Below are 14284 nucleotides of genomic sequence, written 5' to 3' on the forward strand. Positions count from 1 at the left end.
ATAACCATATGCCTGATGATATTACATGAGGTGCAAAATGATTAATTATAATAACTCATAATTAATAAACCTCACATAAAATATTGATTAGCAACAAAATACACAGCTGTAATTTAAATAATTATTTAGAGTTTGAGAAGGAAATATTGAAAAACTTGCCTCCTTTCATCGTATAGATCAGCTGCACATGCAAAAGTAAACCGAATTGTTTTGACAGCTCTTGTTGCTCGGTTCAGCATGACAAACGCGAATGAAATCGCTATGATTTAATGATATATCAGCAACTGATATCGCTATTTCTTTTTATTTCATGTTTTTGAATAATATAGATAGCTCACAACTATCTGTTTATCAAATACATAATCACATGGCTTCTACTTTGCGATTGAATTGTTGTGTACCTGTTAAACAAACATAAAAAGACACATGCAGAAATTATGGAAATTACCCTTGAAATTGCAGAGCTTACAGTTGCTGCCGCCAAAAATTCAGCACTCGAAATTGGCATACCCATGAACATTGCGGTTGTCGATTATGGCGCCAACTTGTTATTGTTTTGTCGAATGGACAAAGCATGGCTTGGCTCTATGGATATAGCCATCAAAAAGGCTAAAACAGCACGATTCTTCAACATTGAGACTGGTGATATCGGAAAACTTTCGCAACCAGGCAGCCCATTGTATCAGGTAGAAATATCAAATGGAGGATTAATTTCATTTCCCGGTGGCATTCCCCTCAAAAACAATGAGGGAGAAGTAATTGGCGCGATCGGCGTTTCAGGAGGTTCAATAAGGGATGATTACAAAGTGGCTGCGGCCGGAGCCGATGCTTTTAAAAAAATAAATAATATAACAAAGGAAAACTCGGTCTAAAAACAACAACGCATTTTCGTCATCCAGGCTATCATCCAAAAATAATATGGTTGCGGCTTAAATTTATTGGGCGAATATATCTCGCTTAACCTGATTTAATACAGCCATGAAATAAAGGCTTGATTAATAGTATACGGTTAATAGAGTTGCGATAGTATATAATAAACACAAATACAGAATATGAAAACTTATGACGCAATAATAATTGGTTCCGGCCAGGCTGGTGGCCCTTTGGCTAAAAAATTAGCCCTTGCCGGAAAAAAAACTGCATTGATCGAAAAACGATATGTTGGTGGTACGTGTATAAACGATGGTTGTACCCCAACTAAAACGTGGGTAGCATCTGCAAAGGCGGCCTATGAGGCAAAAAAAAGCCGCGAATTGGGAATATCTATTAAGGGTTATAAAGTGAATATGATAGAGATCAAAAAGCGGAAAGATACAATAGTATCCATGTTTCGGCGTGGTAACCAAGATAGAATTGAAGCAACTGCAGGCCTTGATTTGATATTTGGTGAAGCCACATTTATTGATCGTAATACGATTTCAGTAAATCTAAATGATGGTGGCGCTATCGAATTAAAGGCTGATCTCATTTTCCTTAATACCGGTTGCAAATCGTTTATACCAGATATAGCAGGGCTAAGTGATATTAATTACCTCACATCAACCGGTATACTTGAACTGGATACAGTACCTGGACATTTACTGGTTATCGGCGGGAATTATATCGGTTTGGAATTCGGGCAAATGTTCAGGCGCTTTGGAAGCAAAGTTACGATAGTGGAAAGATCGGCACACATTATTCCCCGTGAGGATGAAGATATCTCAGCCGCATTAAAAAGCATTCTGGAAGCGGAAAGTATTGAAATACTCACCAATTCACAGGCATCGAAATTTAAAGATAATGGGAAAGGTAAAATAACGGTTAAGATAGAAACGAACGGTACAAGCCGCAAAATAAAATGTACGCATGTATTGATAGCCGTAGGTCGTACCCCAAATACAGATATTTTAAACCTTGAAAAAACAGGTGTAGAAACAGACGAGCGGGGATTTATAAAGGTAAATGACAAACTTGAAACAAATGTCAATGGCATCTATGCTTTGGGAGATGTGAAAGGCGGGCCGGCCTTCACCCACATTTCTTACAACGATTATACCATTGTTTACCGCAATTTACTGGAGCATGCTAACCTAACTACAAAAGACCGGCTTGTGCCCTATTGTATGTTTACCGACCCGCAATTGGGCCGAATTGGGATAAGTGAAAACGAAGCCAAAGGATTGGAATTGAACATAAAAGTCGCTAAATTACCAATGGCTTATGTGGCCAGAGCCGTAGAAACCGGCGATACCCGTGGCCTAATGAAAGCGATCGTAGATACGAATACCAAAAAAATACTCGGGGTGGCTGTTTTGGGTCAGCAGGGCGGCGAGATCATGTCGGTATTGCAAATGGCAATGCAAGGCGGGATCAGCTATGACCAAATCAGCTATAGCGTGTTTGCACACCCCCTCTATTCTGAGTCATTGAATAATCTTTTTATGTCCATCGAAGATTAGGGCACATATAATCACGGTGAGCAGCTTGCAAAACATTTAATCAAATTTATACGATTGATTGAAACGCAGCCGGTTAGTCGCATTTGTCAGAACAAGCGTATAAATTTGCTTTTAGTAATTCAAGTTTTTTCAAAACGTCCAAAATAACCTTTCTTAGTTTATCTGCCGGCTTTTATCAGCTAAACAATAGGATTTGGTAACCCTCTAAAAGATTTTTTCAAAGAGAAAATTAATAATATCATGATACCTGGTAACATCATACCAACCAAACCATAATGTTGTCCGGAATATGCACCAAGAATACAGCCTGTAATAAATCCGCAAATAGTAATTGATCCCCTGGCCATTGATATAAGCAACTGGGCCTTTTTTAACCCAGACTGCGGATAGGATTCTACCTGCAAGGATAACTGTACAATATTTCCTGTCATTAGGGTTGTCAATCCATAGGTATCTTTGGCAAAACGTTTTCCAAATGTACTTTGCATGCCCATCGCCGAAACCGACAGCATCGCCACCCAATATTTTAAGACGGTCATTTCTTCAAAATTTGACAAACCGAATATGTAAGCTAATATTCCTCCGCTCAGAAATAAAATTCCCTCAAAAAAGAAAAGATTTCTGTTTGAATATTTTTTAATTATCCAGCCACCCGTCAACACCGAAAATATGAAAACAGGAATGGCCAATAAACTCGCACAGGCACCTGAAAATTTGCCTGTTATAAGATTATCGGCAAACAAAACAATATTGCCGGTTATATGATTCGAAAAGATTTTATTAGCGGCAACATATGTTAACGCGTCGCTGTACCCACCGGTAATGGTCAAAACGAGGGTCAAAAACTGGGTATCATTCGGTTTCTTTTCCATATTTTGTAAATCGCTAGCAAGATAGACGGCGTACGTGTATGCTTGAATTATAGAATATAAGTTGAGTTAATTCTTATTTATTCCTTTTTAATAGGCAACTCTGCATAGCCATCTCAGAAAAATCATTCAGCAGACGGATAATTCTTCTAATACTTTGAATTCGCCTAATCGATTTCCATGCCAATGATAAATATTTGATTATTAAATATTTAATTTACAACAAAAGAAAAAAACTCTTGAAATATCCATATTCAGGAATGCCATCCTTGAGATGTCGTGACCCTGATTCTGTCGATGACAAAACCAAGCGTGAGTTAAACGTGAAATGAGATTACAATTGCGCGTAAGTATGAGGTCCGGTAACAATCTTTATACTTATGTTGTGATAATGGCACCAGTAATAAAACTACTTTTTATAACCATATATACCATTTCCGCGATTTCTTCCACCTCACCCACACGGTTCCACAAACGTGATTCCAGATTTCGATCTACCGCGTTCTTATACTTTAGCGTACGCACGGATCCCGGCATTATAGTGTTAAATCTGATATTATATTTTCCAAATTCTGCCGCCAGTTGTAAGGTGAGAAAATGTATTGTTCCTTTGGTTGCAATTTGTACAGTTGGAAAAGCATTACTGAATGTATCATTCCCCAGGGGTGTACCGATATTGATCACCATGCCACCGCCCTGTTTAATCATTTGTGGAATAATTGTTTGAGTAGTGAGTACAGCTCCCTTGAGATTCGTATTAAGAAACCGCTCCAGATAAGCTTCATCTAAATCAAAGAACGATCTGGTTTCTGAAATTCCGACGTTATTAATTAGCACATCTGCAGACCCGAATGTAGCAATAGCTACAGCCAGTAGTTTTATACCGGTAACTCTATTGCTAACATTACCGGCAACCATAGCCAGGTTTTCACTACCTCCAAGTTCAAAAAAAATCTCAGTCAATATTTCGGCATTCAACGCATTAATCACAACATTATCGCCATTTTCCAGACAGCAACGGGCTATTTCTTTGCCTATACTTGATGAGGCACCGGTAACAATTATTGTTTGCTTTTTCATTATTGTATTTCCAAGCCTATTCGCTTTAATTAACAACAAATGGTGTCTGGCATGGCCTTAATTGTCCATGTGTATACACTCCCATTACTATTCTGTTGCTTGTGGTCTTATTCGGTACATAATAAATTAGTTTGTTAGTCGCAATTACTCAATTTATGTGCCGACGTGAAGCTGAATGATTGCAGACAGACCATTGATTGCCATTATGCGATTAAAGCGATCTGTTGCTATTTTCTGTTCAATAGATATTGTATTGGACGCCCGGGACGCTGAATTTTTAAGTTCCATTTGGTTTAGTTTCAATTGCCTATAAAGAACCAAAGGTTTTTTCGGAAAATTATGTGACATAGATCACATTCGATAGAGAAAAAATATTTATATGGTGTATTTCCATTTCAAAAACATAAATGCTGGTAAGCGTTGGAATTGAACAAACGCCGAATTTATTTACGCTCCTTGATATTTCAAGGTCATTATTCGTGATTTATGATATATAAAGATTTTGGCAATCCTACAACAACACAACACATTGACATACAATACATTATAAATGGCACAAAAATAGGTTGGCAAAAGCAGGACGACTTTAAACTAAATCATTAAAAACCATGAAAAATGCCAGCAAAATTTTCGCAGGTACAATTGTTGCAAGTGTGCTTGTGATGCAGGGTGCATTAAGCAATGCTCAAAACACAACCGGCAATGCCTCACCAAATGAAGCCATACGACCTTTTCATTTTACCGCCACAGCAAAACAACTTACCGATCTTAAAACCCGCATCCTGGCAACACAATGGCCCGAACGCGAAACCGTTAACGATCAAACACAGGGTGTGCAGCTGGCTACCATCCAGGCGCTCGCAAATTATTGGGCAAAGGACTATAATTGGCGCAAGTGTGAGTCAAAACTGAATGCCCTGCCACAGTTCATTACCAATATTGATGGGCTCGATATACATTTCATCCAGGTTCGTTCCAAGAATAAAAATGCTTTGCCCATCATTATTACGCATGGCTGGCCGGGTTCCATCATCGAACAGCTAAAAATTATAGGCCCGCTTACCGATCCTACCGCCTATGGCGGAAAAGCAGAAGATGCTTTTGACGTTGTTATTCCATCACTGCCCGGTTATGGTTTTTCGGGCAAACCAACCGCTACCGGCTGGGATCCGCAGCACATCGCACGGGCATGGACAGTGCTGATGAAACGTCTCGGATATCAGCGGTTTGTAGCACAAGGCGGCGACTGGGGTAATGCGGTTACCGAACAGATGGCGCTGCAGGCCCCCCCCGAATTGGTTGGCATTCATACCAACATGCCTGCTACCGTTCCGGCCGACGTTGCTAAAGCACTCCAGTTTAACGAACCGGCACCAGCCAACCTTTCTGCAGATGAGAAACACGCATGGGATCAACTCGACTTTTTCTACAAGCATGGTCTGGGGTATGCTAACGAAATGGCAAACCGCCCGCAAACATTGTACGGGATACAGGATTCGCCTGTTGGACTGGCTGCCTGGATGCTTGACCACGACGGAGTCAGTTTGGCGCTCATGACACGCGTTTTCAATGGTCAGGCTGAAGGTTTAACCCGTGACGATATTCTTGACAATATTACCCTTTACTGGTTAACAGGCACTGCCGTTTCGTCGGCGCGTCTTTATTGGGAAAGCAAGCTTGCATTCTTTGCGCCAAAAGGCATTACCATACCGGTAGCGGTAAGCGCTTTCCCGGATGAGCTGTATCAGGCCCCGCAAAGTTGGACAGAAAAAGCTTACCCAAAGCTTATCCATTATAATAAACTGGACAAAGGCGGGCATTTTGCCGCATGGGAACAGCCAGAACTTTTTGTTGAAGAAATGCGGGCCAGTTTTAAAACCCTGCGAAACTAAAGAGAACCGAAAATGGAAACCAAGAAATTCAAAATCCTGGATACCCAAAGCCGCATTGATTGGGTAGGCAAAAAGGTAACCGGAGCACACAACGGGACCATAGCTATTAAAGAAGGTGAACTCAGTTTAAATAACGGTAAACTTATTGGCGGTAAATTTATTGTTGATACCTCTTCTATCAAAATACTTAATGTGCCCGACCCCGCGACCAACGCCCAGCTCTCCGCTCACCTCGCTTCGGGTGATTTCTTCTCTACAGAAAAATATCCCGAAGCTTCATTAGAGATCACTTCCGTTTCGGGCAACCAGGTTATAGGTGACCTGACCATTAAAGGCACCACTAAGCCAATTGATTTTAATGCAATTGTTAATGTTAGCGGTGACCAGTTAACCGCAACCGGCAAACTGCTAATTGACCGTACTCTATATGGGATCAGGTTCCGTTCGGGTAATTTTTTTAAAGATCTGGGCGATAACCTTATTTACAATGATTTTGAACTGGATATAACCCTGACCGCCAAAGCTGTACAGGAAATTGTTTTATCCTAAAAAACGGACTTATGCCATACGTAAAAATAGAAATTACCCGTGAAGGTGTAACAAGAGAGCAAAAGCAAATCCTCATCAAAGAGATAACCGATTTGCTCATCCGTACATTGAACAAAGACCCGCAACTGATTCATGTGGTAATACAGGAAATTGATCTGGATGACTGGGGTTTTGCGGGTGACCAGGTATCTGAACTAAGAAAAAAGGGTATAACCGCTGAACGGAAAATATGAAAACGCTTTTATTAATCTCTTTTTTTGCAAGCGCAATGCTGGTATCAAAAGCACAAATTTCAAATCAAATGGAAACTACTCATCAAGATTCATCAGCGATTACCCGGGTGCTGGAAGATCGTTATTTTAAAGGGGTTTACGAGGGTGATATCAATATGCTTAAAAACATTTATCATCCCGGCACCCTCTTGTTTGGAGATGTAAAAGGCCAGCCATATGCCAAAACACTTGATCAGTATCTTGACGGGGTAAAAAACCGGCAAAGCGTGAAAGATTCAGGCAAACCTTTTAACGGAACAATCATCTCCATTGAGGTGATCAATTCCATAGCTGTCGCAAAAGTTCATGTTAAAATGTACGATTTTAATTATGATGAGTTTCTTGCTTTTCATAAAATCGATGGCCGCTGGTTGATCGTTAATAAAATGATTACCGATGTGGGTAACTAATCAAATTCAATAATCGAAGAAACAAAATCATCATGAAAAAGTCAGTTCAATCAGTGACAATATTATGCTTCATTACTTTGCTGGGTACGGGCTATCTCAATGCCCAGGGATTGCCCAATAAAACCTTTGGTGCCATTTATCAGGAAAATATTAAGTGGGCGCCATTTCCTGCATTTCCGCCGGAAGCCCGTCTATCCATTTTGGTTGGTAACCCTAAAAATCCTGAACCTTATGTGGTTAGGGTGAAATTACCCGCAGGTGTGAAGCTTATGCCACACAGGCATCCGGAAGACAGAATATACACGGTTATATCAGGTATATTTTACATTGGTATAGGCACAACATTCGACGCAGACAAATTGAAAGCATACCCGCCTGGGAGCGTGATCGTACTACCCGGTAACACACCTCATTTCCATTGGGCAAAATCGGGCGAATATGTAACACAGGTTACCGCTAACGGCCCCCTCGGCATAAGTTACATCAACCCGGCAGATGACCCGCGAAATAAAAAAAATAAAGTTAAAAGCCGTGATTAAACATACATATATAAAAATTAAAAAGTATATCTCTTATTAAATCATGAAGAACATTTGGCCAGCTTCACAAAATGGAAAAATATTTTTAGAGACGCTCATGGCAAGAGACAACCTTGATTTAAGCTTAATCTTAACAAGCGCCCTCACCCGTTCATGAAAGCGGCGCATTTTAAACTGTATATATAACTATTTTATAAAATGCTTCAAATCAAACATATGCCGGAACAACTTAACTTTAACCGCCGCCACTTTTTAGCTACGGCCGCCATGACCATTGCCGCAGGCCCGCTTGTTATGCTCGGCTCAGCCGATGCTCAGCCGCATAGTACAGCACCGGCCGAAGCCTGGTCAATTAAGCCCGGTACGAACGCCGCATTTGACGCTATAAAGCAGATCAACGCAGGCCTCTTAAATGTTGGTTATATTGAAGATGGCCCTGTCAACGGCCAGGTAGTAATACTTTTGCATGGCTGGCCTTATGATATTCACAGCTTTACAGCTGTTGTACCTTTATTGACATCCAAGGGGTACCGGGTAATTGTACCCTTTCTGCGCGGTTATGGCACAACGCGCTTTCTGTCAGACGCGACCTTTAGAAACGGCCAGCAAGCGGCTATCGCTCAGGATATTATTTCGTTTATGGATGCACTCAATATTCGAAAGGCTATCATAGCCGGTTTTGACTGGGGCGCGCGTACGGCGGTGATCATAGCCGCACTCTGGCCTGAACGTTGCAAAGCACTCGTGTCCGTGAGCGGCTATATTATCGTCAATCTAAAAGCCAATACGCAACCGTTGCCGCCAAAAGCCGAGTTGGGATGGTGGTATCAATATTATTTCGCCACAGCGCGAGGCAAGCTTGGCTACAGCAAAAATTGTAACGAATTTAATAAGCTCATCTGGAAGATTGCATCGCCGAAATGGAACTTTGATGAAGCAACTTTCGATCGCACGGCAGCATCGTTTACCAACCCCGATCATGTTGCAATCGTGATTCATAACTACCGGTGGCGCCTGAGTATAGCTAAAGGTGAGCCAAAATACGACCACCTCGAACAGAGACTTTTTGAAGGGCCGATGATCACTGTACCTGCTATTACCATTAGCAGCGATTTTGACGGCGCCGCAGCAGACGGAAAAGCCTACACCCGCAAATTTTCAGGCAAATATTCACACAAGGTACTTAATGGCATCGGTCATAATGTGCCGCAGGAAGCTCCGCAAGATTTTGCCAATGCAATTATAGAAGTTGATGGCTATGCCGGATAACGTAGTCAGAAAAATTTAAACTAAACAATGTGTTCAAACTAAAATATAAAATTATGAAAATCAACAAAATTCTTTTCGTTGTTACTTCTCACGATGAATTGGGTAACACCGGCAAAAAAACAGGTTTGTGGATTGAGGAATTTGCCGCTCCTTATTATACTTTTCACGATATGGGTAAAGAAATTATTATCGCCTCGCCAAAAGGAGGTCAGGCGCCTATTGATCCTAAAAGTGATCTGCCTGAGAATAAAACTGAGGCTACCAAAAGATATTACAGTGATAAGGCAACACAAGACAGGCTTAGCAATACGGTAAAATTGACCGCTGTTTCAGCGGGCGACTTCGACGCGATTTTCTATCCCGGTGGTCACGGCCCAATGTGGGATCTTGCCGAAGATAGAAATTCTGCAAAGCTTATTGAAGCTTTTTACTTTAACGGAAAACCGGTTACCCTCGTTTGTCACGCACCGGCGGCTTTGAAGTATGCCAGGAGGCCTGATGGTTTGTGGCTAATAGAAGGAAAAAGGGTAACTGCTTTCACCAACACGGAAGAAGAAACAGCTCAGCTTACACATGTAGTACCTTTCTTGCTGGAAGACATGCTAAAGCAAAGAGGCGCCCAATTTCAAAAAGGAGAAGACTGGAAGCCGTTTGTAACCCGCGATGGGCTGCTGATCACGGGGCAAAATCCAGCCTCCTCTATTTTAGCGGCTCATACCTTATTAGACTATTCAGAACGGATGTAATTATGCTAAGGATAACAGCTCGAACGATTAAGCCTTGTGACAAATTTTGTGGTTCACAGCTATGACCATATGAAGTAAAGTTGTCCGGGCTTTCTCTTTTAACTTTATTTCCTTCCTGAAATGGAACATTTCTTGACACTGATTTTTTCAAAACGCCGGCACACTTAATCTGAAGAGCGGGCAACCGCTTAGCGCTATCGCGCTTAAGGTGTCATGCTCTCTACTTCCGGATATTGATTTGGTTTGTGCGAAAAAATATAATGTATGCGGTCGGGTTCCTTAAAACTTGATCGCGTATGTCAGCGGTTTGCTCCCCCCATTTCCAAAGCAAACTATTTTCCTTTAGGTAATCAGCACAAAATGCTCACTTTGCGCGCTATGCATTGTTGCAGCGTCTCCGTACAAACAGACATGGTTTTTTCATGCGGGCTAGCAAAGGCTGTGATTGAGCGCCTGCCGTCCCTAAAAAATCCGGTGCCACATCTCTGAATGTTCCCCTGAACTCTCCCGTCAAGCCAACCAACGATAAATAAGCACCCTAACCACCACGGCCAAACACGGGTTTGAGCTTATAACTTAAAAGTAATGGGTCCGATATCCTTCACTTTCACGCGCAGCTCACCATCCACAAAACACATCAGCCCCCTCCCCCTTCCGTACTTTGTACCGAACCGGTCAAACATAATGGTTAGTGTTTTCCCGTGGTAAGAAATATTGTCTAAACAAAACCAGTCCCATACCCGATCAGGTATCAATGGATTGATCATTACGATATTGTTGCGTTGAGGTCTTAAACCAATAACCCCGGTAATGACCAGGTCGCAAAATGAAGAATGGTTATAATCTTTCCCACGTTCCGCACCACCATTGTTCTTTTGCCACCCCCGTTCTTTCAATATGGTCCTGGAAATCCAATCGCCGGTATAAGGGTTAATTACTTCATCTATCCATGGCAAAACACATCCGCCGTCGTTAGTTCTCCGCTGCGCATGAGCGTAGATCAGCATTTGTTTAAAATAATCCGTTTTGGTAATTACAGATTGCGGATAGTTATTTAATATATTGGCCATGGCGGTAAGCGTAACTGAAGTTGAAAAGGGCCAGCTCGGCCCGTTCCATTTACATTCGTGCCCGGTGTAGGATATTTCAAATCCAGGGTCACTTTGTTCAGCAGTGGTCAAACCATAAGGTGCAAAAAAGCCGCTGTCAGACTTGATAAATCGCCAGGCCTGTTCATAGCCCTTGCCTGCCGGCGGCAGGTTAAAATACCAGGGCGTATAACCGAGAAGTTCCCTGACATCAACAAGTCTGTTATTTCCGGAGGGTAATGTTTTGAAAAAAGTAGCGTTCTTGTCCCATAACTTGCTTAATGTGGCCATTTTAATCGTATCAGCCTTTTTGAAAAACAAATCTGTTGTCCGCTTATCCTTTTTCAGGCCTGCAATACGGGCAATGGCTATGGCATCGCCATACATGTATGCGTTAATAGTGGGACGTTTACCATTACCTCCTATTGAAATTTCCATGCCATCCCGGTTATCTGCCTGACTAAAAAGCCCGTCAGAATTCTTTCCAACAAAAAATTGATCCTGGTAAAGCCAGCCCTTTTCCCACCCGGCATAATTAGCTGTTAAATCGGGTAAAAGACCGGTAATAAATTGATCATCAGGATTTACCTCATTATTAGCCCACAGTGCATCTGCAATCCAGAAACTATAGCTTCTTACCGGCCCACCTTTACGAAGCCAGAAAGTGGCATAATCCTTCATATATCTGTTATTCTTTAACCACCTGCCCTCGTATATATGCTGAGCGGCAGCGCAGCTGATCGCGTTATACTTTCCGGCCCAGCTTACATCCGGAAGAAATTCGGTGATGATAAACCCATCAGGAGTTTGTTTAATGTGCTTACGGAAAGTCCACCAGCGAAAATAGTAGGTAAGCTCCAGGCTCTTATCGGGGCAATCTAAAAGCGGCACATTTGACTTCATAAATGTCCAGGCCGAATCATTGGGAAAATAGCCCTTGTATAATTCCGCATCATCTTTATTGAATTGATCAATATATGTTTTAAAGCTATCGGCATTCAGGATAAAATGGCTTTGCGCTGCAAGCTTAAAAAAGGCTGCTGACAGAAAACATAAAAGGGCTATTTTCTTTTTCATCATCATACTTAGCGGCCGGTTACAGGAAACTGGGAAATCCGTAATTGGGTACAACCATACGGAACCAGGGTAATTTCCTCTTCTTTTCCAGTCTCCAGGCCATAAGTGATGCTATAGGGAATCGGGCCCGTCATCTCATTGTATAATTGCCATGAGGGCACGCGCCTCGCTTTTGTAGTGATTGTAACCGGCACGTTGCTCATCGTCCATGGATAATCAGTTACTTTACCGCTCTTTTGTACCAAATAGTCTTTGTTTAATTTGTCGGTATCCGGTTTAATTAAAGCATAATTCCATGGGGTGGTAGGCCGGATTTCGTCATAAGCGCTACCATAGTCAATAGAATCTCTGTCATTTTTTACGTGTGTTACCGCTTCACCTATTTTAAGTGCATAAGTTATAGGACCGCGCTCAATGGACACAGCGTTCTCGTGCCAGGTATTTTTAAAAACATGCATAGGAAGATGCAATTCTACTACATCACCGGTTTTCCATTCGCGTTGTATTTTGATGATCTGTCCGCCATTAGCTTGCTGTATTACTTTGCCATTTAATTTGACCGAGGCTTGTGTACACCATTGAGGCACGCGCAAATGCAGCGGAAATGACACAGGGTTGTTCTTTTTCCCCGTACTTAGTGTGAATTTGATACCGTCGTCAAAAGGGTAGTTAGTTTCTTCCTTAAGTGATACCTGGCTGCCATCGGCCACATAAGCGGTTACCTCGTTGGGCGAATATACCAATGCCGCCAGCCCTTTGTCGGCTGTTGCATACCAAAGGCTTTGGGTAAATTTTGGCCAGCCCTGGTGCATATTTGATGTACAACAAGGATAACCAGTAAGTAACCCGTAACAAACATCGGTTCCGCTATGATTCACATCAAAATTACGGGTATGACGCGTAAGCATCACCTGGTTGGCTTGCTGAAAATACTGGCGGTCAGTCAGGTTTTGTGCCACCTGTGCCGGTAAAGCGTTAAAGGCTATTTTTTCAAGCCGGTCCGCATAACTTACATCTCCGGTAACCGCCAATGTACTTTCCAGCGTAAACATCATCTCTACAGCAGTACATAGCTCCGAGCCTTGTGTAGGATCGTTCCCATGCAGGGCCTCGTCCCCCCCAAAAAGCCCGTGGGCCATTTCATCATATTTACGCAGATCTGCATATCCCTTCACGGTAGCATCCCAATATTTCTGCTCAGGATGCTGCTGATAATAAATAATGGGTTCTTTCATACCCTGCGCTAAATTTACGCCATGTATACTACCCGCCTGTGATAGCAATGGCGTATTCAAAAAAGCACCGGCAAAATCAAAAGTTTGCTGATGCAACAGGTCACCCAGATCAAGCAGGAACTTGTCGCCTGTAATATTATAAAGCCAATAAACCACCATCAGGTTATCGCCGGCACGGTAACGCGCCCAAAAAGACCAGTGGTCAAGCGGATGTTCGGGCAGTTCTTTTAATTGATATTTAAAATAGTTGGTCATCAAACCGATCACCCGCTTATCGCCGGTTGCACTGTAATATTGCTTAAGTATTTTAAGCATCACCATTTTGGGCCACCAATCGCGGCTGTTGTCGCGTTGTAAACCAGGTTCCGTGCCATAATCTTTAGCCGGACCGAAATACCCATCAGGCTGCTGGCTTTTAATAGCCCACTCCACCCAGGGTTTTGTTTTTGCTATTAATTCCCGATCATTCAGGATATAAGCCAGCGGTAAGAGCCCGTCTATCCAGTAGGGCCCCCGTTCCCATTGGTCACCATCCCCGCCAAGCCAGCCATTCCGTTTGTTCATGACCAACGGATATAACTTATCCAGGTTGCCGGTCGCGCCATTTTTCTGCCGTACAAGCATTTCCTTTAACCAGCCTTGTGGTTTGATAGCGCCCAAAGGCAATTCCATGTAGGGGTTTTGTCTTAAAGGCGCCCGGTTGTTGAGATAAACAACCGGTTGGTTTTTGGCGCCGGTTTGTCCATAGGTATAAGCGGATGCTGCCAGAAAAACAATAAATAAGCTAATTTTCATGTTCATAGTATTTGTTTTAATTGAA

Annotated in this window: 13 protein-coding genes; 9 read left to right on the top strand and 4 right to left on the bottom strand. The window is 42.3% G+C overall.

Translation table 11 applies throughout. From position 1 onward, the window contains the following. Nucleotides 1-437: 437 nt before the first annotated feature. Nucleotides 438-872, top strand: a complete 435-nt coding sequence (locus SNE25_RS19935) for a GlcG/HbpS family heme-binding protein (protein ID WP_321560756.1) — start codon at nt 438-440, stop codon at nt 870-872. Between the two features lie 180 nt (nt 873-1052). Then, complete coding sequence (locus SNE25_RS19940) at nt 1053-2438, top strand: mercuric reductase (RefSeq protein ID WP_321560757.1); 1386 nt, start codon at nt 1053-1055, stop codon at nt 2436-2438. Between the two features lie 179 nt (nt 2439-2617). Here the strand turns inward: SNE25_RS19940 and SNE25_RS19945 are convergent, their stop codons facing one another. Both SNE25_RS19945 and SNE25_RS19950 read right to left on the bottom strand, forming a co-directional pair. After that, nucleotides 2618-3310 carry a YoaK family protein gene (locus tag SNE25_RS19945; protein ID WP_321560758.1) on the bottom strand — a complete coding sequence of 231 codons (693 nt, stop codon included), beginning with the start codon at nt 3308-3310 and terminating at the stop codon, nt 2618-2620. 375 nt (nt 3311-3685) lie between these two features. Then, the gene (locus tag SNE25_RS19950; RefSeq protein ID WP_321560759.1) at nt 3686-4387 is read right to left on the bottom strand and encodes an SDR family NAD(P)-dependent oxidoreductase; all 702 of its coding nucleotides are present in this window, start codon (nt 4385-4387) and stop codon (nt 3686-3688) included. Between the two features lie 608 nt (nt 4388-4995). On the opposite strand from SNE25_RS19950, the gene SNE25_RS19955 reads away from it, so the two are divergent. From SNE25_RS19955 to SNE25_RS19985, 7 genes are all read left to right on the top strand, one after another. Beyond that, nucleotides 4996-6279, top strand: a complete 1284-nt coding sequence (locus SNE25_RS19955; RefSeq protein WP_321560760.1) for an epoxide hydrolase family protein — start codon at nt 4996-4998, stop codon at nt 6277-6279. A gap of 12 nt (nt 6280-6291) precedes the next feature. Continuing rightward, the gene (locus SNE25_RS19960) at nt 6292-6828 is read left to right on the top strand and encodes a YceI family protein (protein ID WP_321560761.1); all 537 of its coding nucleotides are present in this window, start codon (nt 6292-6294) and stop codon (nt 6826-6828) included. An 11-nt stretch (nt 6829-6839) separates the two neighbouring features. After that, entirely contained in the window at nt 6840-7061 is a 222-nt protein-coding gene (locus tag SNE25_RS19965; RefSeq protein WP_321560762.1) for a tautomerase family protein, read from the top strand. Further along, nucleotides 7058-7510, top strand: a complete 453-nt coding sequence (locus SNE25_RS19970; protein WP_321560763.1) for a nuclear transport factor 2 family protein — start codon at nt 7058-7060, stop codon at nt 7508-7510. The genes SNE25_RS19965 and SNE25_RS19970 overlap by 4 nt, the downstream gene beginning before the upstream one ends. Nucleotides 7511-7542: 32 nt before the next feature. Continuing rightward, entirely contained in the window at nt 7543-8049 is a 507-nt protein-coding gene (locus SNE25_RS19975; protein WP_321560764.1) for a cupin domain-containing protein, read from the top strand. A gap of 198 nt (nt 8050-8247) precedes the next feature. Beyond that, nucleotides 8248-9318, top strand: coding sequence for an alpha/beta fold hydrolase (locus SNE25_RS19980; RefSeq protein ID WP_321560765.1), 1071 nt, complete (start codon nt 8248-8250; stop codon nt 9316-9318). 53 nt (nt 9319-9371) lie between these two features. Beyond that, nucleotides 9372-10064, top strand: a complete 693-nt coding sequence (locus SNE25_RS19985) for a type 1 glutamine amidotransferase domain-containing protein (protein WP_321560766.1) — start codon at nt 9372-9374, stop codon at nt 10062-10064. Nucleotides 10065-10633: 569 nt separating this feature from the next. On the opposite strand, the gene SNE25_RS19990 is transcribed toward SNE25_RS19985, so the two are convergent. Together SNE25_RS19990 and SNE25_RS19995 are read right to left on the bottom strand one after the other, a co-directional pair. Then, on the bottom strand, nt 10634-12235 hold the full coding sequence (locus SNE25_RS19990; protein WP_321560767.1) for an MGH1-like glycoside hydrolase domain-containing protein: 1602 nt from the start codon (nt 12233-12235) through the stop codon (nt 10634-10636). A gap of 2 nt (nt 12236-12237) precedes the next feature. Further along, on the bottom strand, nt 12238-14259 hold the full coding sequence (locus SNE25_RS19995) for a beta-L-arabinofuranosidase domain-containing protein (RefSeq protein WP_321560768.1): 2022 nt from the start codon (nt 14257-14259) through the stop codon (nt 12238-12240). Nucleotides 14260-14284 lie beyond the last annotated feature (25 nt).

It is taken from the genome of Mucilaginibacter sabulilitoris (genome assembly GCF_034262375.1).
GTDB lineage: Bacteria > Bacteroidota > Bacteroidia > Sphingobacteriales > Sphingobacteriaceae > Mucilaginibacter > Mucilaginibacter sabulilitoris.